The organism is Lihuaxuella thermophila (genome assembly GCF_900110165.1).
GTDB lineage: Bacteria > Bacillota > Bacilli > Thermoactinomycetales > Thermoactinomycetaceae > Lihuaxuella > Lihuaxuella thermophila.
This window is the reverse complement of sequence record NZ_FOCQ01000006.1, coordinates 14,877-36,093: the sequence shown is the minus strand read 5'-3', so window position 1 is coordinate 36,093 and position 21,217 is coordinate 14,877. Positions and strand designations below refer to the sequence as shown.

The following is a 21,217-nucleotide window of genomic DNA, read 5'->3' as shown; positions in this document are numbered from 1 at the left end:
GCTCGATGGGTTTACTTCGGGAATGGGTGATAATAAACCCCTTCGGCCTCCCATAACTTTTCCATCTCATGTAAATGTTGCGAGATTTCCTTTTTATTGTGCTGGGCGACAGCCGTTAAGAGTGCATTGATCAAACTTAATGGTGCCACAAATGAGTCAAGAAAGGAAGGGATGCTGCTGGACGCGGTCAACGTGAGATCGGACACGCTGGAAAGAGGGGAAGAATGGGTATCCGTGATCGCGATCGTACGGACACCTCTTTCCCGCAGAAATTTCATGGCTTGCACCGTTCTGGCCGTATATCTGGAAAAACTGATGCCGATGACCAGATCGTCGTGATCCAATGTGGCCAGCTTTTCAAACATCGTGTCGGAATCGGAGAGAAGCCGGCAGTTTTTAAGGAGAAGCTGCAAATAAAAGGTGAGAAAATGGCCCAGTGCATAGGAACTCCGCATGGCAACCACGGTGACCGATTTGGCCCGGTGGATACGGTTCACCGCTGCATCAAAGGCGCGGAGATCCAGATTTTGCATGGTTTGCTCAATATTATTCATATCCTCGGCCAACACCCCGATCGCCAAACGCTGTTTGTGCGGATACCTGTCTTCGGCCAGATTTAACCGTTCCACCGTGGTCAGGCGCTTGCGGATCTGTGTTTGCAAGCTTTGCTGCAGTTCGGAGTATCCGGAAAACCCCAAACAGTGGGCGAACCGGACCACTGTAGCTTCTCCGACCCCGGCTTGTCCGGCAAGCTGGGCTACCGTTAAAAAGGGAGCGGTGTCTTGATGGGTTTCCAAAAACCGGGCGACTTTCAATTGTGCCTGGCTCAATTCACTGCTCTTTTGACGGATAAGCTGAAAGACATCTTTGGTTTGAGACACGTGACCACCTGCCTTTGGCTAATCTTTTCACTCCCTGCTCAAATCGTTCCAGCGTTTCGTGAATCACCTCTGAACGATGGGCGGTGGACAAAGAAAAGCGGTTGAGCGGCTTGATATAGATCCCCTGGCTTAACAGGGCGACGTCCAGCTCTTTCCGCAGGGATAGATCGGAACGGAGGACGTCTTGAATTTGCTTCACACGTTGATCGGCCAGAACGATGTTAAAGATGCTCCCTTCGCCAACGGTATGCCCCGGAATTCCAAACCGGTCCAGGATTTCTTCCATCCCTCTTCGCAGCTTCATCGTTCCTTCTTCCAGTTGAGCATAGGTTCCCGGTTGTTGTAAAGAGCGGATGGTGGCCAATCCTGCTGCAAGAATCATCGGATGTCCGTTGTAAGTACCGCTGTGAAAGAGAATTTCCGTATCGGAAGGAGAAGATTGATGGGGGTCGTTGCTCAAAATATCCGCACCTCGTGCCGGGGAGCACAATTCCATGATCTCCCGCTGGCCGCCCACAGCGCCAATCGGAAAACCTCCGCCCAAAACTTTTCCCAGCGCTGTCAGATCGGGGGTGACGCCGTATCTTCCCTGAGCCCCGGACAGTCCGACCCGGAAGCCGGTCTTCACCTCGTCAAAGATCAGGACCATCCCGTATTCTTTCGTCAGTTCCCGTACGCCCCGAAGGAAAGCAAGATCCGGCGGAAGATATCCTCCCTGGACCGGTTCCAGTATGACAGCGGCGATTTCATGGCGGTGTTTTTTTAAGATTTCAGCGGTCTGTTCAAGATCATTAAAGGGCAGCACAACGGTGTTTTCCGTGTAATAATCAGGGAGTCCGAGCGAATCCGGCTTGACGGCGGGCGGGTGATTCCGCTCTCTCTCTGAAGGATGAACACTGATCAACACCTGGTCATAACCACCGTGGTAGTGCCCCTCAAATTTGGCCAGTTTTTTCCGACCGGTCCACGCAGTTGCCAATCGGATGGCCAAGAGAGTGGCTTCCAGACCGGAGTTGGTATAGCGCACGGACTCGATTCCCGGATACAGGTCAATCAATAGCTTGGCCATCTCCGTTTCCAGCCGGTGGGGGGTTCCGAAAATGGTTGTTCCCATCGTGGCGAGCTGCTCCCTGACAGCTGCTGTCACCCGTTCGTTGCCATGACCCAGGATCAAAGCTCCATAGCACAGATTGTAATCGATATATGGATTTTGATCGACATCGTAAAGGTAAGCGCCGCCGGCACGGTTCATAACGATGGGATAGGGGGCGAAAAACTTGATATTGGCAGTGACCCCTCCGGGAATGAACTGCTTCGCTTCATTATGTAATTGCAGAGAGGTCGGTGTTTTTTGTAAATAGCTGGTTTCCATCCGGATTCACCTCATCATACGGAATATATATTCCGTAATTTATTATTTATGGAGTATATACTCCATTATAAGGCGGATCCGTCTCACGTCGACCGTGGAAAAACCGGTTCAACCCCCCTGTTGACGAAAAAAAAGCAAAAACACGCGGAGTTGCTCATCTTTTCGCAGAAAAGCAGAAAAAACCGCCCCCTGATCGAGATGGTTATTAACCATGGCGGCGGCCAGACCGTTTCTTTTTGTTCCTTCTCCTGTTTCTCAGCCTTTCTCTCCGCTTCTTTAAATTGAATAGTTGTTTTTTTAAAGACGTTATCTCTTTGTTCAATTCTCTGATTTGCTTTTTCAAAGACGGTCCCTTTTTGTTTTCCTGGGACTTGATGTCTCCGGACGATTCATTTTCCGGTGTTGAAGAGACATGTTTGTTTCGGAGGGAAGACGGAACAGAACCATTCGCGAGTTTATATTTTGTGGCTCTCTAAAATTTGCTGAATGGCTGTTTCAAAAGCCGTAACACTTCGTTCCCATGTCCATTTTTGTGCTTCTTTTTCCCCTTCTCTAGCCAACCTTTGCCGTAACGACGGATCATTGATAAGCCGAATGATATCATGGGCCAGACGGTTTTGATAACGATAGGACATTAAACAATTTTGTTCATGCCGGCAATAGTCCATATTCCCACCCGCATAAGTGGTGACCAGAGCAGCACCGCACCTCATCGCCTCAAGGCCGGGAAGAGAGCCCGCGTCATAAGTGGATGACATCACAAAGATATCTGTTTCATTGTAGCAACGGCACATTTCTTGATCATTTTTTGGATTTAAAATACGATATCGGCTATTGTATTTTAAGCTTTGTAAGGTAGGATAATTGGCAAATTCAGCCGGAGGGGAAAATAAGTTGATTTGCACATGAGGAAAACGATTTTTGATCATCTCCAGTTGAGAGAGCAAATAAGGTTGATCACGATGCCAGGACCACGTCCCTTTTGCACCTCTAACGATCGCCGATATTCGTATAAGGGAGTTTGGATGGCGGAGATGAAGGTTTTTAAATTCGGAACTAATGCCGATGGGAACGATATGGCCTTTGATTCCGTGATTTAAATAGATGATTTGCTGTTGCCATTTGGATATCACCAATACATGTCTGGTGGCATGATATGAAGGAAAGGATACATGATTGTCCTTTAAAAACGTCGGTTCATAACAAAGGCTTAAGCGAACATGGATGCCTTTTCCATTTTGGCTTGCCTCTTGAGCCGAAGGAACCACCAGATAATAATTTGAAATGATGAAATCACTTTTGGGATAATCACTTTCCATTATGTGGTGATTGTGTTTCGTGCGGATTAGTTTGGCTTTAATATCATACTCAACGACTCCCGCCCGTGGCATCAGAATGGTAACATCGTGTCCTCTTGCTACCAGACCATTCGTCAGTTCAGCGAGCATTCGTTGCGCTCCGCCCAGACATAGGGTAAGAATGGGAAATGTAAATTTCATTTTTTCAACTCCTCAGCAATTAATCTTTCTAATGCCGCCCGATGTCTTTGTTGTACTAAATTGATTTCCAGCGGGATCTCCCGGGCGTATTTTTTGGTGCCCATTTCTTCATGGACACGGTAAAGAACAAGAGGTTCATCCAAATAATAGAACTCATATTTCTGTAAAACTCGTAACCACATGTCATAATCCTGTGTATAACGAAGAGTGACATCAAATAAACCAACTTTCGAAAAAACTTCCATTTTCAGCATAACCGTACACCCGTTAATGGGGCAGCCTTTTAGCATGGTTTGATAAAATTCAATTTTATTTGCAAACTTCACTTGTCCGGGACTGCCCATATACTGGTTGTTGGAATTCATAAAGAAAAATGATGTATAACTAACATGGGCATTATTTTGTTGCATCAAAGAGACTTGCTTGGCCACTTTATCACGTTTATACAAATCATCGGAACTCAGCCATGTAAAATACTCTCCGGTTGCGTGTTGAATCCCGCAATTTAAAGCACTTGCCGTACCTCCGTTTGCTTTTTCGACATAGCGGATATGATTGAAATAAGGAACAACTTTTTCTTTATACCTGGTTGAGCCATCGTTAATGACCAGGATCTCCGTACAAGGATAACTCTGATTCAGGGCGCTCTCGATTGCCTGATCGATATAAGGACAGTTATAAAAAGGGATCACAATGGATACTTTAGGCATCTTATTTTGCCATACGTTCATGATAGATCATCTCCAAAGTCTCAACTAAAGAATGTTCAAAGTTTCTCTTTGTTAATCGCTGAGCGACTTTCAGTCCGCCTTGAATCAATTTCTTCGCTAACTTTTCGTCGGACAACACGGTAAGGATTCCCTCTGCAAGGGACTGCGGATGTTGCGGGGGGCAAATATAAGCACTTTGCATATGCGTACAAAAATCAAGAATTCCACCTGAGTTCGTCGTTACGACCGGTGTGCCGCAGGCCATCGCTTCAAGAGGAGGAAGAGAAAAAGCTTCAAACCAGGAAGATGAGACAAACAGGTCTGCGGAGCGATAGAGATCGGCCATTTGTATCTCATTTTGCGGAGAGAAGACCTTGTGTGGAATTCCAGGCAGTGACAGAGGGTATTCAGGACAAATCAGATGAACGATAAATTTGCCTGGATAGTGTTGCTGTACAATTTTCATGCACTCCACAAAATCGTTGAAACCTTTAAATTCATATGCATATGGTGGCCGTGCGATATAAAGGATCACTTTCGGTTTATGTCTATCAAATTTGCTCTCCGGGGAATCGGGGTAAAAAACAGACGGATCAACCCCCAGATTGATCACTTTGCTCCGTTTTTTCACATGACTGTAGATCTGGTCATCCAGCCAATGGGAGATGGAGATGATCGGAACCTCTTGTTCATATGTCCAGAGTGCTTCACGTTTGTCCGGTACCCAAAAGGGTTCAAAACCAAGGCTCAATCGTACACACTGTTTAGGCCAGGCTTCAAAGGACGGACGAAAGGTGGTATAGAAGTTAGGGAGAACGATATCTCCGTATGGAATATATTGTTTGTGGAGAAACGGAATGATTGTTAATCGGGACTGAAGCTGGTATTTGACGGTGCCTGTTTGAGGCATGACAATTTCGGCGTCGTGGCCTCTTTCCAGGAATGCGTGAGCAATATCCACCAGAACCTTGCATCCGCCACCTATATGCAAATCACCTACCGGAATCACTACTTTCATTGGTATTCCTCCTGGTTGAGATGCTTATTTTTTCTTTTAAAATATTCTAAGAGAAATTATTTGGAATCCATATTTGCCCTGACAAAAAATGAAAAATATTTACAAAAAAGCCTATTTTATAATATAACCCTTTGATGCATGGACTCATATAATATTATTAAGAGTCAGACTAATCCGGGAACTATGTTTCATCAGGGGAATTATGGCTTAAAAAAGTTGGGGGGATGTTGAGTGAATATGAATAGCGAGAAGGTCATTATTTTTCCTCATATAGTTAAAACCGGAGGCAGTACATTACAATCTATTTTAATGAATGAATATAAATCAGATACACTACTTTTGTATCACAATCCTCCTGATCAAGTTCTTAAAGATAAGAACGGAATTATTGAAAAAATCAGGAAACAACAGCGTAATCTCAAAGCGATTATTGGTCATTTTTCTTTTGATCTGTATTTTTGGCATGTAGGAGAATCAATATTATCAGACTTTAAACTCTCAAAGCCGGTCAGATACATTACCATGCTGCGTGATCCGGTGGATCGGATTATTTCTTTGTTCTATTATTTGAAATCATTTCACCCGGACCCTATGTTTAAGCAAAACTTTGAAGACTTTATCTTTAATCGTCCATTAGAACTAAAAAATATTCAAACTTTGACTTTAACCGGGAGAGGAATGGTTAGCCTTGAAATGGCCAAGAAAAATTTAGATACACACTTTGAAGTGGCTGGAATCACAGAGATGTTTAACGAATCTGTTTTTTTGATGAAAAAAGCATTTGGTTGGAAATTAATGAGTTATGAAAAGAAAAACATTACGACAAAACGACCTTCCAGGGATGATCTTCCACGAGATGTAATCAAAAAGATCCAGAAAGATGATTATTTAGATATAGAGCTATATAATTATGCAAAGGAAATTTTAGAGAAGAAGATTGATTCTTTAGATAGTCATTATAAGGATAAATTAGTCAAATTTACAAATACGCAAATGAACAGAATGCATAAAAATTAAATTGATCTAGCAAAAGAGCCTTTGTTAAACACATGATCCCGATGAAAAGATTCTCATGAGAGAAGTCCAGCCCTTACCGTTGTGCCAACGGAGGCCGGACTTCTGACGTTTTTTGGCATCACGCCAAGTGTCACCGGTCCTTCGAGACCAGGTTCTTTATCTCAATCCTGTACGAAGTGTGATGATTGGACCGACTGATCCCTGTCTTCTATTTATGGGTGGTATTTTGTATCCATTCATATGTTTTCATAAGACCTTCGTTCAGACTGAATTTAGCACGCCAGTTCAGTTCTTTTTGTATTTTGGATGTGTCGACGGCTCTGCGTATTACTTTATCCGTGGGTCTTTTGGGTGAATAACGGGTAGGATAACACGGATGTCCCGTCAAACCACCTATTTTCTGGGCCAAACTATTTATACTTGTTTCTGTTCCGGTTCCGACATTGTACACTTGACCTTCGGCTTTAGAATGAGCAGAAACCAACATCAATGCGTCAATGGCATCTTCAACATAAGTGAAGTCCCTGGTTTGTGAACCGTCCCCATAAATGATGAAAGGTTTTCCATCTTGAATAGCGTCAAAAAATTTAGCTACTACCCCGCAGTAAGGATTGGTAGAAAGTTGCCCGGGTCCGTAAACATTCGAAAGGCGGACAATAGTAACAGGCAGCTGATACAGATGATAATAGACTTGGCAATAATGCTCCATCGCAAATTTACTGGCGGCATAAGGTAATTCAATTTTGTGATAGGATTCCGGTGTCGGTAAAATATCTGCATTGCCGTAAATGGAGGCAGAGGAAGTGTAAACGAACCTTTTGATTTGACCAGCGTATGTTTTAATAGCATTCAACAGTGTATAACCGCCGTAGAGGTTCGTTTCCAAATCTCTTTCGTGATTTTCAATGGAAAGAACCAGGTTTCTGCATGCCAAATGAAAAACATGCTCGATATAAGGCAGAATACTGCTCAATAATTTTGTGTTGAGAATGGTGTCTTGAAAGAATGTAATATTATCTTTATCTGGAATTAAATTTTTATCCCCTGAAGACAAATCATCGATAACATAGATGTGTTTTGAACAGGGAGCAAGTTTTTTTATTAATTGCGACCCTATAAAACCAGCTCCCCCCGTTACAAGAATTGATCCATATTTCATCATTCGTTACCCCTTTTTTATCAGATAACTTCATTCTATGCATCTAAATAAAAAAGGAATGGGTTTCACAAGGAGATAATAATCTATACAAAACCAATCTAGTTTACATACTATGTCTAGAACCTGTCTGATCAATCCGATACGGGTATGTAGAAGGGTTTTTTTAGAACAAACGAACATTATTCTGCTGAACGGGAAGGAGACATTAAGCCTATTGATGACCCCTCAATAATTTAAAAGGAGTAATGATTCGTGCTGATATTAAGAAAAATTTTGATGGCTTCTGGTTCTAAAGAAACCGTTTAATCTCTTAGTTTATTTAACAATGGGAAAGAAGGTGTGATTCTTTGTTCAATTTACTTATTCTAACTGCTGATGTCTCTCCATTTCTTTATAAAAATGATTGGTATCTTTTTGAGGAAGTAAAAAAATTAACTAATTGTGTTGTTTTAACCCATGACGTTTTTTACAAAGCGGACTGTAATATTGTTGAATTAATCAAAATATCTTCTTTTCAACCGGATTTCATTCTTATTAATGAGATAATGGGAGGATGGTACACGAAAGGTTGTAAAAACATCAATATTCCAATTGGCTATATGGTCCACGATGTGCAATCCAATGTAGATTTCAGAAGAAAGTTCCTGTCAGAAAATGCGATCAGTCTTATTTTTTCATTTATTAAGCATAAATTTGTTGAATTGTATCCGGAATTTACCGATAAATTCCGCTGGCTTCCCCACCATGTCAATACGAGTATATTTAAAGACTACGGTTTGCAAAGAGAGATCAACTCTTTATTCATGGGGAACACCAGTCCCCTGTATCCTCTGCGTAAAAAAGTGATCGAGAAAATGAGGGGACAACCCGGTTTTGTTCACCATGTCCACCCAGGCTACCTTCTCCAACCGGGAAAGGATTCGAAACCTGTCTTTGTGGGCGAACAATATGCAAAAGAAATCAACCGGGCAAAAATGTTTTTTACCTGCTGTTCCATTTATAAATACCCTCTGTTGAAATATTTTGAAGTGTTAGCTTGCCGGACGCTACTCCTGGCAGATAGTTGTGAAGAGCTGAAGGAACTGGGTTTTAAACCCGATAAGCATTTTGTGGAAATTAATGAACACAACTTTTATCAAAAATACCTATATTATTTGAACAATGAAATGAAACGCAATCAAATAGCAACTGACGGACATCAATTTGTTACAAAATACCATTCAACCCGGGTTAGGGCTCAACAGCTGGTCAAGTATATAGCTGACATCCTCAAAAAATAAAGCCTGTCAATCCATTCGCGATTGATTTGTTCATTCGGTTGGTTTTGTACCTGTTGTCTATGGACCTGATTTGAATGATTTTGCAGATAACTCACTCCCAAATATAAAAATATTTTTGTTATCTGGATTCATTGTTATGTGAATTTCGGAGGTATTAAAACTTGATTTAATAGTACCCGAGAATATTTCGAATTGGGTAAGGAGAAGATCTTGGCAATTAAACAGTGAATGATGAAACCCCCTTGGCGAGTTCGTCAAGGGGGTTATTAATAAGAATTGCCTATATTTTAAACATAACGGGTGTTATCAACTTAAGCGACCGCTATTCCGGAAAACGTAACCGGACCGACAACTGAAGCATTTGTAGTAGGTCCGCTGATCAGCTCTGCAGTGAGGCTGTATGGTTGAAAGTCTACCGGAACATTGGTTTCAATGATTTGGAAAGTAATATTTCCGGTTTCATTGACGGCTACAGCTCTTGACCGGGCTGTACCAATGACCATCGTTCTTGCAGCACCCCGGGTCACTCTGAAAAAGATTTGAGGTGTTCCCCGGGTGGATTGAAACTTACTGAAGCAATTAAGATCACTTTATTGATCGCAGTGTTAATCGTGAAACCGAATTCCGCAAGTATGATACGGGAAGGTGAGGCGGGGATGGGTCTTTAATGTTCCGTTAAAGTTGGTGGGGACACTCGAGCCAAAGGCAATCAGCTGTGCATAATTCTTACTCCTAGTTTGAATGATCATCGTTAGCATATGAAACTCTGTGATAGTATGATTGAATGATTATATTATTTCAATAAATTTATTACATATATTTGCAGAATATATATTCGTCTATTTCTATTCACTTCACAAAAAAGCCCGTACCGGCATATGGCCGATCGAATACGTTATAAAAGCATTGTAATTGTAAAAGAAGGTGATCATTTGAAATTGAACGGGAAGACCGTACTGGTGACAGGAGCGGCCGGATTTATCGGTAGCCACCTTCTCGAGCAACTGCTTGCAGGGGGGGCCAACGTCCGGGCTTTTGTGCGTTACAATTCACGAAATCATCGCGGTTTTATTGAACAGTTGCCTGCGGCTGATCAAAAAGAGATTGAGATCATGATGGGAGATTTAAGGGACCCGGACGCCGTGAGGCAAGCGGTGAAAGGGACAGACATCGTTTTCCATCTGGGTGCTTTGATCGCCATTCCCTATTCCTATTTAAATCCCACAGAGGTAGTGGAAACCAATGTCTTAGGCACCTTGAATGTAGCCAGGGCGGTGCTTGATTTTGGTGTTTCCCGTATGATCCATACTTCTACCAGTGAAGTGTACGGCACGGCACGGTATGTACCGATGGATGAACAGCATCCGTTGCAGGGGCAATCTCCGTACTCAGCCAGTAAAATTTCGGCAGACAAAGTGATTGAAAGCTTTTATTGCTCCTATGATCTGCCTGTAATTACCGTCCGGCCGTTTAATGCCTATGGGCCGCGGCAGTCGATGAGGGCCGTTATTCCTACGATTATTACTCAAGCGCTTTTCCGATCCAAAATCGAATTGGGAAATCTGTCGGCTACGCGTGATTTCACCTATGTAGAAGATACAGCCCGTGCTTTTATCTGTGCAGCCACAGCGGAAAAAGGATTGGGTCAGGTGTTTAATGCCGGGTCGGGGTTTGAAATCTCAATCGGAGACCTGGCTAAAAAGATTCTGCAAATCGTCGGACGCGAGATCCCGGTGTGTGTGGCGAATGAGCGATTGCGTCCGAAGAAAAGCGAAGTAGACCGGCTTTTCTCGGATAGCCGGAAAGCAGCCAGATGGTTAGGGTGGAAGCCAACGGTATCATTGGAGGAAGGATTAGAGAGAACGATTGATTGGATTCGTCAAAATCAAGGGATTTATCGACCCGATGAGTATGTTCGATAAAGGGGGGGATTACTTTGGATGCGGTAGTGATGACAGGCGGAAAAGGAACCCGAATGACACCTTATACAAAGGTGTTGCCCAAAGGTCTTCTCCCGATCGGAAAGCAGCCGATATTAGAAATTATCGTTAAACAGCTGCGTTACTATGGATTTGACCGCCTAACCATGGCCTGTGGATATTTGGCACCATTGATTCAGACTTATTTCGGAGATGGAAGTTCATGGAATGTGAAAATCCGCTATCAAGTGGAGGATCATCCATTGGGGACAGTTGGAGCATTGAAAAATATAAAACATCTCAGCCAGCCTTTTTTAGTGATTAATTGCGATGTTTTAACCACATTGAATTTTAAGGAATTTTGGGAGTTTCACTGCAAAGGAGACAGTCTTTTAACGATCGCCTCACAGGAAAAAAAGATCCCGATTCACCTGGGAGTTCTTCAAACACAGGGAGATCGTGTGATCGACTTTGTAGAAAAGCCCGTGCTAATGGCACATGTAAATATGGGAATTTATATGATGGAGCCTGAAATCCTCAGATATATACCTGAAAATCAGTTTTTTGATATCCCCGACTTGATCCGGGCACTGTTAGCTGACAATCAAAAAATCCGCCATTTTGCAAATACGGCTTACTGGCACGATATTGGACGGCCGGAAGATTATCATCACGCCGATGAGGAATTTCCCGAAATCAAAGACCAGCTTTTGCCGGGTGAACAACGGTGAACGATCGGAAAAAAAGAGTTCTCATCACAGGGATTAACGGCTTCGTCGGGCCACATATGGGTCAATACTTATATTCAAATCATATCCGCGTATTGGGAATTGGACGAAGGGATGTTTCTTCTATTAAACATCATAGATTTGAGTATCAATCTTGCGATTTACTCCAGCCTTCCGCGGCCATTTCCCTGATACACCGGTTCAATCCGGATTATGTCATTCATTTGGCAGCTGAGAATGGGGTTCAAGAATCATGGAATAATCCTGCAATCACCCTGCGCAGCAATATCCTGGCTGCGTTAAATATTATGGAAGCAGTTCGACGTCATCCGACCGGACGGTTTAAAGGTTTGTTGCTGATTGGTTCTGCTCACGAATATGGGGACAATTTTCCGGATCCTACTCCCAGAACAGAAGAAACTCCGCTTCGGCCTTCATCCCCTTATGGATGGAGTAAGATGCTGCAAACGCAAATGGCTCTGATGTATGCAAGCCTCTACTCAGTACCTGTAATCATTGCCAGGACGTTTAATCTCATCGGCCCCGGAAGATCGAGGGGCATTTGTGCCAAGATTGCCGAGCAAGTGGTGGAAATGGAGCAAGGCCTTCGTCCTCCCAAACTGATTCTGGGAAATACCAAGGTTCAGCGGGATTTCCTGGATGTGCGTGACGCTGTTCGGGCATACTGGGATCTCCTGCAACTGGATCCCGTCCCTGCAGGAGAAATCTTTCATGTATGCCGGGGGTCGGCGTATTCAATCAGTGAATTGGTCACGCTTTTTCAAAAGCATGCCAGGGTTTCGTTTGATGTTTGTACAGATCCTGCTTTAATCCGAAAGAATGAAACCCTGATCCTATACGGCAACAATAAAAAACTGTGTTCGGCGACCGGCTGGAAACCTGCTTTTACGCTCGAAGAGTCGATCCGGGATTTATTAGAGGAGACCCGAAGAAGATATGGAGAAAAGGGGGGAGAGGAAAAATGAAAGTGATGACCATTCTCGGAACCAGGCCGGAGATCATTCGATTGAGTTTAGTGATTAAAAAATTGGATCTTCTGGCAGCCAGACACGTACTTGTTCATACGGGACAAAATTACGACCATTCTCTGAGTTCCATATTTTTCAAACAACTGAGAGTGCGGACACCTGATTATCATTTGCAAGCGGGTTCTCATACGTTTGGGGGACAGGTAGGACAAATGTTTGCTGACGTTGAGACCATCATCACGAAGGAAGAACCGGATCGGATTCTGGTCCTGGGAGACACAAATAGTGCTCTTTGCGCCATACTGGCCGAGCGGATGGGCATACCTGTATACCACATGGAGGCGGGGAATCGTTGTTATGACCCAAGCGTTCCGGAAGAAATCAATCGAAAACTGATAGACTCCGTCTCTTCCTTTAATTTGCCTTACACGGAAATGAGCAGGCAAAACTTGTTGAGAGAAGGAATTTCACCCCAGCGAATCTGGGTAACGGGAAATCCGATTTACGAAGTTTTGCAGGCATTTCAACTGGAAATTGATCAAAGTGATATATTACAAAAAATGAGGGTGGATGAAAAGAATTATATCCTGGTTACCAGCCACCGTGCGGAAAATGTAGATAATAAAGAACGGCTTCAGTGCATTGTTGAAGCTCTTCAATTGATTGCCGAACAGCAGCAGATGCCAGTCATTTGCAGCGTACATCCGCGGACCCGGCAACGGTTAAAGCAATTTGGGATTGATGTTCACCACCCGCTTGTGATTTTTAGTGAACCTTTTGGTTTCTTTGATTTTGTGAAACTTCAGAAACATGCGCGGTGTGTAGTGACGGATAGTGGAACGGTCCAGGAAGAAAGCTGCATTTTTGGTGTGCCGGCTGTCACCATCCGGCAAAGCACGGAAAGGCCGGAAACCGTTATTTGTGGCAGCAACACGGTGTCCGGGATCGATTCAAAACGGATCGCTGCTTGTGTGGAGTTAATGATGCAGACAGTACATTCATGGACCTGTCCCGAGGGGTACACGGACCCCGATGTATCGACGAAGGTAGTCAATCTAGTATTAGGAGGGCAGTGCTATGTTTAAAGATCGGACCATTCTCATCACGGGCGGTACAGGTTCATGGGGACAGGAGCTGACACGCCAATTGCTTCAATATCACCCCAGGGAGATCCGCATTTTTTCCCGAAACGAATTTTTACAGGTAAACATGCATCGTTCATTTTCCCATCAACCTGCTTTGAAATTTTTTATAGGGGATGTGCGGGATTTTTCCGCTGTACAAGAAGCCTGTCGGGGTGTTGATTACGTCTTTCATCTGGCGGCATTAAAACATGTTCCGATCTGTGAAATGCAGCCGGACGAAGCGCTCAAGACAAATGTGCATGGAACAGAAAACATTATCCGGGCAAGTATTATGCATCGAGTAAAAAAAGTGATCGATGTTTCGACCGACAAGGCCGTCGATCCGATTAATTTTTATGGTATGACGAAATCATTCGGTGAAAAATTGATGATACGGGCGAACGATCTCAGTGAAACGACCCGGTTCGTGTGTATCCGGGGAGGCAATGTACTGGGGACAAACGGAAGTGTCGTTCCGTTTTTCAAAAACCAGATCCTCGAAAAACAGGAGGTAACTCTCACTTCACGGGAAATGACCCGCTTTTTTCTGACGATCTCCGAGGCGATTGAATTGCTTTTAAAAGCGGCCCAGGTAGCCATTGGCGGGGAAACATTTGTCATGAAAATGAAATCGTGCCGGATAATCGATCTGGCTAACGTCCTGGCGCAACTTCTAATCAGGGCACCGATCCAAATCAAGGAGATTGGTGTCCGGCCTGGAGAAAAACTGCATGAGGTACTTGTTTCGATCTATGAATCCCCTCATACCTTCTATTACAGCGATCATTACTTCGTCATTCTGCCGTCACACCCGACCCCGGCTCTTTCCAAACAATATCATTCCCTGAAAAGAGTGAATTTCCAAACCTATTCATCCGATACTCACTTGATGTCGCATGATGAAATTGAACGGATGCTGAGACGCGGGGGAATGGTCGTATGAACCATTCTCTGAGATGGTAGGGAGGAGATTGGATGTGAAAGTTCTCATTTTCGGCGGCCATGGAATGGCCGGTCATATGATAAAAGATTACCTGCAATATGCAACCGACCATGAGCTGTGGTATACAGTACGGCAGAAGGTGGATGAGAGCAACGGTATCTCTCTCAATGTAAAAAATGAATCGGAAGTGAAGGATGTTTTGGCCCGTGTCAAGCCGGATGTGGTGGTTAATGCTGTGGGCATTTTGAACAATGATGCCGCACAACGGCCATTTGAAGCCATTTATGTAAATAGTCTTTTCCCCCATCAGCTCGCACGGTTGGGTCATCAATTAGGCTTTCGTCTTGTTCATATCAGTACAGATTGCGTTTTTTCGGGAAAAAGAGGCAATTATACAGAATACGATCTAACCGACGGTGAAACGGTTTATGCCAAAACGAAAAGTCTGGGAGAAGTTGTCGACGATGTAAATATTACCATTCGGACATCGATCATCGGTCCTGAGTTAAAGCAGGATGGCATCGGTCTTTTTCATTGGCTGATGAATCAAACAGGTGAAATTCTAGGATATCGGCAAGTTTTTTGGAATGGAGTTACCACATTGGAATTGGCGAAAGCCATTGCGTGGTTAATGCCACGTTCCATCAGTGGTCTGGTTCACCTTGCCGCCCCCGAAAAAATCTCCAAGTATGTGTTATTGAAAATGTTGCAGGAGGTGTTCGGGCGGGACGATCTTATTATCAAACCGAGTGACCATTTGGTCTCGGATAAAAGCCTGATTCAGACAAGAAGTGATTTTTCTTATCAGGTGTCTTCTTATTCCCGAATGCTGGTGGAACTGAAACAATGGATGGAAACGCAAAGGAAGAGAAACTATCCTTATCGGTGATGAATCAAATACGTGCTCTTTCATGAACTGAGGCAGAAAGGAGAAATACTTTTTCATGAATATAACATTTATTCTGCCGGGTTATCCATCTGAACCATCAGGAGGGTTTCGTGTTGTATATGAATATGCGAATCATTTAGTTGAACGAGGTCATGAGGTCTCTGTAGTCCATCCAGCTTATACTTATTCTTCCGGGCATCCAATATACAGATCCACATCTCCCCGAATTGACTGGCAGTATATTCACGAAAAGGTAAGAATGATCTATGCTCCTTCTTTAGATGAAAAATATATACCTGATGCCGACGCTGTTATTGCAACCGCATGGTTTACAGCCGATTATGTTCATCATTATTCCCACAGGAAGGGAAAAAAATTTTATTTTATTCAAAGTTTTGTGACGTGGTACGGTTTTGATAAAGTAAAAAGGACATGGTTGTTACCTTTAAATAAAATTGTCATCTCTAAATGGTTGTACCAACTGGGACTTAAGTTTGGTGTTCCGGTTACGGATATAACATATATTCCTAATGCTATTGATCATAATAAGTTCCGGTTGATAAATCCGATTTCGAAGAGACCTAAAACCATAGCGATGTTATATTCCAGAATAAGAATAAAAGGCTCATGTGATGGAATAAAGGCTTTACAATTAGCAAAAATGGCGATTCCGGATTTACATGCCGTTTTATTTGGTGTACCAAAAAGAAGTACCGAAATTCCCGGATGGATGGATTATATTCAAACTCCTTCCCAGGAAGATCTGGTTGACAAGATCTATAATGGAAGTTCAATCTATTTATGTTCAAGTTGGAACGAGGGATGGGGGCTTCCTGCATCAGAGGCTATGGCTTGCGGGTGTGCAGTTGTATCAACAAAAAATGGTGGTTCGGAGGAGTTTTGCATTCATAATCAGACTGCTTTATTATCTCCACCTAAAAATCCTGATGAATTGGCAAAAAACCTGATATTATTATTAAAAAATGATCCATTGAGAATGAAAATAGCCGAGAATGGACTGCAATATATAAGAAAATTCAATTATAATAAATCCACAGATTTGATGGAAAGTCATTTACTCTCGATCGTTAAACAAAAATAAAAAACATGTTTGTATATGACCTCAAACGCTGTTCACAAAAAATGAAAAAGTATTAAAACAGGTTGTTTTTTATATGCAAAGGATGCCTGAAACAATGGACAAATTAGTAGGAGAATATTTGATATTTGCTATTTAATATTCCCAGAAAAAAGTTGCTAACCTTGTCAGGAGGTTAGCAACTTGTATTATTTCGGAATCGATTTTTTCTAAGTCGGCTTCCAATCTAAAAGTTGTAGGGGGGACCCACTCTTTCCTCAATTCGTCTTGCAGCTTCACCAAATACGGCAAAAATCGCATTTACCAGCCTTATAAAGTTTTGATGCATTCAAATCACTCCTTTTCTTTTTTTGAGTCAATCATCTGTTTTATGACATTGGCAGAGTCTTTGACCGTATTTAACTGTAACCGGTCGTTTAATCTCTTGAATATATTAGCTAGTATAAAAATCTGTTGTTTTCTTCCATCATTTACGTTCATACCTTGCTGATTTTGATTTTGGGACATGAAACCCCTCTCTTTCGGTGACCATTTTTATATACTGGAGGAACTTTCATCGTAACTTTAATTTTAGTAAAATAGACAATGGTAGATGTTGCCCGTCTGTATGAAAGGGGCTACCTCCCCGAAGTGAGGAGGGTTTATATTTGTTCTGTTGTTAGACTAATTGTTTTGCGTCTCCGGGACCTTTTTCCACTTGGTCAACTTCAATATCACCGCCTGCCGCGAGAATGTCATCAACATTTAAGTTGATAGCGGTATCGGTAGCCGCTTGAGCATTTGGATTGATATGAAATTGATTATCGTCAGGCTGGCAGGCTGTGCTTCGGAAGTCCCGGCAGTGACGATCTTTTTTCTTCCGGCAATCGGGTTTCCTTTTTCTACATTTTTTGCGCATTCTCTACACCTCCTTTTCTAATCTGATAACAATATATGTTGCACTGTTAAAAAAGGAGTGTACGAGTATACTCGGTTAAACAAACAAAATTAATTGCTTGCTAGAACAACGGAAAAATCCCTCTCAAAAAACAGGGAAAGATTCATCGAAGCGGTTTAGCTCCTGACTTGTCGACTGACTTTATTTCATCAAAGTTTTTGGAAGACTGTTTGATGTCTCGGCCAGCTGCAAAAATATCGTCTACGGCTACGTTTGTACCATTGTCTGTTGCCGCTTGAGCAGATGGGTTGGCATTAACGGTGATTTGAGGGGAACAGCACTTTTTAATTAATATACGCAATAACTTGATTAATAATCGGAGCTCTCTGTTTCTCTTCTTGCAACGTTTGCATTTACGCATTTTCATCACTCCAATCCCTTTAAAGTTACTAATAGTATATGATTGAGATAAAATAGGGATCGGACAAATATTCTAGGTTAAATAAAACATTTTTTGCTGACAAACTGGTCAAGTAAAAACGTTAATTCAAAACATAGATAAAGCGGCAATTTTAAAAACTTTAAATTCATAATATTTATAAATGGAACTTAATGATGAAAGGTGGATGGCAGCATAAATAGTTATCTAATACCACAGTTGCATTTGTTTTAAAGGTATTGAGATAGACTTTTTAAAACATCGACATGTAATTTTGCAGAGATTATGTTTTTAGTAAAAAGGAGATGCAGGATTCAATCCGACTCCTCCCATCATTCAGAACAATTATTCGGGCGATTTTTCATTCATCTGGGTTAAGTCGTGTATGGAAAATCCGATTCAAACCCCTGTACAAAGAGAAAGAGGGAAACAGCGAATTGTTCATTTTTTACGCGAAAAACAGAAAAAACTCCACCCTGTTGAGATGGAGTTTTTTAACGCCGGCGGTCAGACTTTTTCTTTTTATTCCTTCGTTTGTTTCTGAGTCGTTTTCTCCGTTTCTTTAAAGTGAATAGTTGTTTTTTTAAAGACAATATCTGTTTGTTCAATTCTCTGATTTTCTTTTTGAAAGATGATCCCTGCTTGTTTTCCTGCGCATTGACATCGCCAGACAATTCATTTTCCGGAGGTGTAAAAGATAAGTTGGTTTTGGCGAGTGAATCGAGGGAGCCCAAATCCGTCGTGTTTTCAGGAAAGCCGTCTGCGGCGGAATTTTGTCTATTTTTTTCCTGCTCTTTTGAAGTTGCTTTACCTCCCCGTCGCTTTTTTTCTGCCTCTTCCCCCTGTGCGAGAGAACCTTTTTTCATCCCCCCGGTTCGTCCATCTAGGCTATCCATGTGATTCCGTTCTTCGCCCATAAGCAGATCTCCTTTTTCGAGTTTTGACTGAGTATCAATGATCTGATTAGAAAAAACGAAAAACCATGACTTTTTGATCTTTCCCGGAGAGATCTGCGCACTCGATGACTCAGATCTTTTCTTCATTGTATGAAATGTTTTTTAAGGCGGGTCATCATTCATACGCCTAATTTGAGTGTGGAAAACGAATTCCGCGCCAAAGAGCAAAAGGAGGGAATAGGTTTAGCTCTGGTCTCTGTACAAAGGGATATAAAAAGGCGGGAAAGCTATTTAATAGAGGTGTGGAACAAAAAAAGGGAACTGCCCGCATCGCATGTTTTGTCCTGATTCGTATCATCAAAATCATACGGACCGGACATTTGCAGCAAGCAGCTCCCACAGGGATGCCATGGATTTATTTATCTATTAGCAGCCGCAATCGCAGTCGCAATCGCAGTCGCAATCACAGTCATCTTTTTTGTGTTTTTTGTCTTTTTTCCAGTCTTTTTTGTCATCACACCAATCTTTATGATCTCTTGGGCAGCGGAAGCGTGGGCAGCGACGTTCACGTGGGCAGCGTTCACGGCGGCGACGTTCTTCGCGGCGACGGCGTTTATTCTTTTTATGATTATTGTTTTTATGCTTGTTGTTGTTGTTGCAGTTGTTGTGCATGAAATCACCTCCTTTCACGGTGGAAATAAGAGGGGTTTCATCTGATTGATCGGTTTTGTCTGGGAATACAGGTGTGGAGAGAGGGGTGTAACTGAGTGAGGGTTGGGAAGGATACTGGCGAGGGAATGAAAACTATCATTCTAGCAGATTTGTTTTAGTATATTCTGTTTGATTGGAATACGTGCAGGCTAAAAGTAGAATGGGGCGGATCTTGTTCACCCTATGAATCTTGCGCACAAACGTTCCATCCGGTTAAATGGTTTAGGCCGGGTCTGTTGTAGAATTGCTTGAACCACTGATGGCGGTTGCATTGCCTGTATTGGTATTGGCGGATGTGAAAACATTCGTACCGCTGACGCTGCCGCCGATATTTTGTCCGATTTGGGAGATGATTGCTTGAACCAAACCATTTCCGGCGTTATTATTTCCGTTGTTATCATTTCCGTTATTATTTTGCGCGAGAATGATCCTGCAACGATCAATTCGATGGCGTCTAACCCTTCTCAAGCGTCTGAGCCTTCTACAGCGTCTAACCCTATCTCTATCCCTTCTTCTGCATCTGCGACTGATAGGTCTTCACCTCTTTCTCAGGGTTTCATGCAAGAAATCCCTTTAATCTGTAAATCTATTATTTTTGCTATAATATATTCCGGCCGGATCTATAAGGTTCCAATTACGAAGAAAAATAGCCGAATATATCATATTTTTCCAGAGAACCAAAAGCCGCGGGAGGATTATGGGAATACGAATAAGCAAACGGGGGAAAACGGATTGTTTCCTCTCTTGTCCAGATCATATTCAAAATGGAAACGCCCCGTCCAATGCATTGAGCAATGGACAGGGCGTTCGACATGGAAGTATAATGTTATAGAGCCAAAAACATCATCCACCGGGAACCCTGATCCGGGGTTCTTCTTTTTTTACTTACCGAATCCCTCCGTATGCTGATGAACAACGACGAGCACTGAGATCATCTCTCTTACCATCCTCATTCCATCTTCCCGCTATTCGCGAAGACCTCTGATTTTCAAAATCGCAAGAGTTCTCTCCTGGTACTCCAACGCTTCGGTGGAGCCGGATTCTGTTAATCCCCGTTTGTTGATACACCCGAGGCAGACAGACAGTTCATCGCCTGCCATTTTGACCAGGCGGACATCCTTGCGATGCCTGAACTCCAGGCAGCATGCACAAAAGGCTGTGAGACTGGTCAAGCTGTGTTGAGGCCCTTTCATGATCATGTCTCTCAATTCCCTTTCAATTTTACTGATTTCCGGCATCGTGCATCCCCTTCATTTCTGCTCTTCGGATGCAATTTGAGGCAGGAAATGGGCGATTTTTCCTGTGATTTGAACAATACCCCCTACCCGGATTACTCTTCCGTAATCCAAAGAGAAGTCAAGCTCTTCGCCGCTGGTGGTTTCAAGTTTGACGGTTAAAGCCTTCCCCATTTCAGATAAGTGTGAATACTGGAATTGGCAATAAGAGACGACGTGGTCGTTGTCGAGTACATCTTCCATGTACGGCATGGATTGAGCAATCACGTGATATTGCGGGTTGAACTTCACATCTCTGACAAAAGCGTTGACTTCCTTTCTCGGACCCTCAATTCTGAGTGTTAGCACATTACCACCTCTTTCAATTTAATTCTAAATATTTATAAGAGTTTATCTATAGTCAGTAGTATAAGTTTAGATTATCATCAGGTC

Annotated in this window: 23 protein-coding genes; 9 read left to right on the top strand and 14 right to left on the bottom strand. The window is 42.7% G+C overall.

Annotated elements, in window-relative coordinates; all coding sequences use genetic code 11:
- Positions 1-11: 11 nt before the first annotated feature.
- The 5 genes from BMW55_RS07950 to BMW55_RS07925 form a co-directional block, all read right to left on the bottom strand.
- A complete protein-coding gene (locus tag BMW55_RS07950; protein ID WP_089967103.1) occupies positions 12-881 on the bottom strand; it encodes a MurR/RpiR family transcriptional regulator in 870 nt (289 codons plus the stop codon).
- A complete protein-coding gene (locus BMW55_RS07945) occupies positions 832-2,253 on the bottom strand; it encodes an aspartate aminotransferase family protein (RefSeq protein WP_089967101.1) in 1,422 nt (473 codons plus the stop codon). Before BMW55_RS07945 ends, BMW55_RS07950 begins: the two co-directional genes overlap by 50 nt.
- A gap of 455 nt (positions 2,254-2,708) precedes the next feature.
- Positions 2,709-3,752 carry a glycosyltransferase family 4 protein gene (locus BMW55_RS07935; protein WP_089967097.1) on the bottom strand — a complete coding sequence of 348 codons (1,044 nt, stop codon included), beginning with the start codon at positions 3,750-3,752 and terminating at the stop codon, positions 2,709-2,711.
- Positions 3,749-4,483, bottom strand: a complete 735-nt coding sequence (locus tag BMW55_RS07930; protein ID WP_244527488.1) for a glycosyltransferase family 2 protein — start codon at positions 4,481-4,483, stop codon at positions 3,749-3,751. Before BMW55_RS07930 ends, BMW55_RS07935 begins: the two co-directional genes overlap by 4 nt.
- A complete protein-coding gene (locus BMW55_RS07925; RefSeq protein WP_089967095.1) occupies positions 4,464-5,480 on the bottom strand; it encodes a glycosyltransferase family 4 protein in 1,017 nt (338 codons plus the stop codon). The genes BMW55_RS07930 and BMW55_RS07925 overlap by 20 nt, the downstream gene beginning before the upstream one ends.
- A 237-nt stretch (positions 5,481-5,717) precedes the next feature.
- Between BMW55_RS07925 and BMW55_RS07920 the strand changes: the two genes are divergently transcribed.
- Complete coding sequence (locus BMW55_RS07920; protein ID WP_244527503.1) at positions 5,718-6,497, top strand: sulfotransferase family 2 domain-containing protein; 780 nt, start codon at positions 5,718-5,720, stop codon at positions 6,495-6,497.
- 208 nt (positions 6,498-6,705) lie between these two features.
- Here the strand turns inward: BMW55_RS07920 and BMW55_RS07915 are convergent, their stop codons facing one another.
- The gene (locus BMW55_RS07915; protein ID WP_089967528.1) at positions 6,706-7,656 is read right to left on the bottom strand and encodes an NAD-dependent epimerase/dehydratase family protein; all 951 of its coding nucleotides are present in this window, start codon (positions 7,654-7,656) and stop codon (positions 6,706-6,708) included.
- 347 nt (positions 7,657-8,003) lie between these two features.
- On the opposite strand from BMW55_RS07915, the gene BMW55_RS07910 reads away from it, so the two are divergent.
- Positions 8,004-8,936, top strand: coding sequence for a glycosyltransferase family protein (locus BMW55_RS07910; protein WP_089967091.1), 933 nt, complete (start codon positions 8,004-8,006; stop codon positions 8,934-8,936).
- A gap of 311 nt (positions 8,937-9,247) precedes the next feature.
- On the opposite strand, the gene BMW55_RS18985 is transcribed toward BMW55_RS07910, so the two are convergent.
- A complete protein-coding gene (locus tag BMW55_RS18985) occupies positions 9,248-9,439 on the bottom strand; it encodes a hypothetical protein (RefSeq protein WP_139179466.1) in 192 nt (63 codons plus the stop codon).
- Positions 9,440-9,874: 435 nt separating this feature from the next.
- On the opposite strand from BMW55_RS18985, the gene BMW55_RS07905 reads away from it, so the two are divergent.
- The 7 genes from BMW55_RS07905 to BMW55_RS07875 are packed head-to-tail and all read left to right on the top strand — an operon-like array spanning position 9,875 to position 16,630.
- Entirely contained in the window at positions 9,875-10,858 is a 984-nt protein-coding gene (locus BMW55_RS07905) for an SDR family NAD(P)-dependent oxidoreductase (protein ID WP_280139757.1), read from the top strand.
- Positions 10,859-10,872: 14 nt separating this feature from the next.
- Complete coding sequence (locus BMW55_RS07900; protein ID WP_089967087.1) at positions 10,873-11,586, top strand: sugar phosphate nucleotidyltransferase; 714 nt, start codon at positions 10,873-10,875, stop codon at positions 11,584-11,586.
- Complete coding sequence (locus BMW55_RS07895) at positions 11,583-12,569, top strand: GDP-mannose 4,6-dehydratase (protein WP_089967085.1); 987 nt, start codon at positions 11,583-11,585, stop codon at positions 12,567-12,569. The genes BMW55_RS07900 and BMW55_RS07895 overlap by 4 nt, the downstream gene beginning before the upstream one ends.
- Positions 12,566-13,657 carry a non-hydrolyzing UDP-N-acetylglucosamine 2-epimerase gene (gene wecB / locus BMW55_RS07890; RefSeq protein ID WP_089967083.1) on the top strand — a complete coding sequence of 364 codons (1,092 nt, stop codon included), beginning with the start codon at positions 12,566-12,568 and terminating at the stop codon, positions 13,655-13,657. Before BMW55_RS07895 ends, wecB begins: the two co-directional genes overlap by 4 nt.
- Positions 13,650-14,639, top strand: a complete 990-nt coding sequence (locus BMW55_RS07885) for a polysaccharide biosynthesis protein (protein WP_089967081.1) — start codon at positions 13,650-13,652, stop codon at positions 14,637-14,639. The genes wecB and BMW55_RS07885 overlap by 8 nt, the downstream gene beginning before the upstream one ends.
- A 34-nt stretch (positions 14,640-14,673) precedes the next feature.
- The gene (locus BMW55_RS07880) at positions 14,674-15,528 is read left to right on the top strand and encodes a dTDP-4-dehydrorhamnose reductase family protein (RefSeq protein ID WP_089967079.1); all 855 of its coding nucleotides are present in this window, start codon (positions 14,674-14,676) and stop codon (positions 15,526-15,528) included.
- Between the two features lie 55 nt (positions 15,529-15,583).
- Entirely contained in the window at positions 15,584-16,630 is a 1,047-nt protein-coding gene (locus BMW55_RS07875) for a glycosyltransferase family 4 protein (protein ID WP_089967077.1), read from the top strand.
- Positions 16,631-17,285: 655 nt separating this feature from the next.
- On the opposite strand, the gene BMW55_RS07870 is transcribed toward BMW55_RS07875, so the two are convergent.
- From BMW55_RS07870 to BMW55_RS07835, 7 genes are all read right to left on the bottom strand, one after another.
- Positions 17,286-17,525: a hypothetical protein gene (locus BMW55_RS07870; protein ID WP_089967074.1), complete on the bottom strand. Its 240-nt coding sequence runs from the start codon at positions 17,523-17,525 to the stop codon at positions 17,286-17,288.
- Between the two features lie 142 nt (positions 17,526-17,667).
- Positions 17,668-17,931 (bottom strand): hypothetical protein, encoded by a 264-nt coding sequence (locus tag BMW55_RS07865; protein WP_089967073.1) that lies wholly within the window; start codon positions 17,929-17,931, stop codon positions 17,668-17,670.
- 506 nt (positions 17,932-18,437) lie between these two features.
- Entirely contained in the window at positions 18,438-18,860 is a 423-nt protein-coding gene (locus tag BMW55_RS07860) for a hypothetical protein (RefSeq protein ID WP_089967071.1), read from the bottom strand.
- 405 nt (positions 18,861-19,265) lie between these two features.
- A complete protein-coding gene (locus BMW55_RS07855) occupies positions 19,266-19,511 on the bottom strand; it encodes a hypothetical protein (protein ID WP_139179465.1) in 246 nt (81 codons plus the stop codon).
- Positions 19,512-19,772: 261 nt separating this feature from the next.
- Positions 19,773-20,018 (bottom strand): hypothetical protein, encoded by a 246-nt coding sequence (locus BMW55_RS07850; protein ID WP_089967067.1) that lies wholly within the window; start codon positions 20,016-20,018, stop codon positions 19,773-19,775.
- Positions 20,019-20,515: 497 nt separating this feature from the next.
- Positions 20,516-20,788: a hypothetical protein gene (locus BMW55_RS07840; protein WP_089967063.1), complete on the bottom strand. Its 273-nt coding sequence runs from the start codon at positions 20,786-20,788 to the stop codon at positions 20,516-20,518.
- Positions 20,789-20,800: 12 nt separating this feature from the next.
- Entirely contained in the window at positions 20,801-21,133 is a 333-nt protein-coding gene (locus tag BMW55_RS07835) for a hypothetical protein (protein WP_089967060.1), read from the bottom strand.
- Positions 21,134-21,217 lie beyond the last annotated feature (84 nt).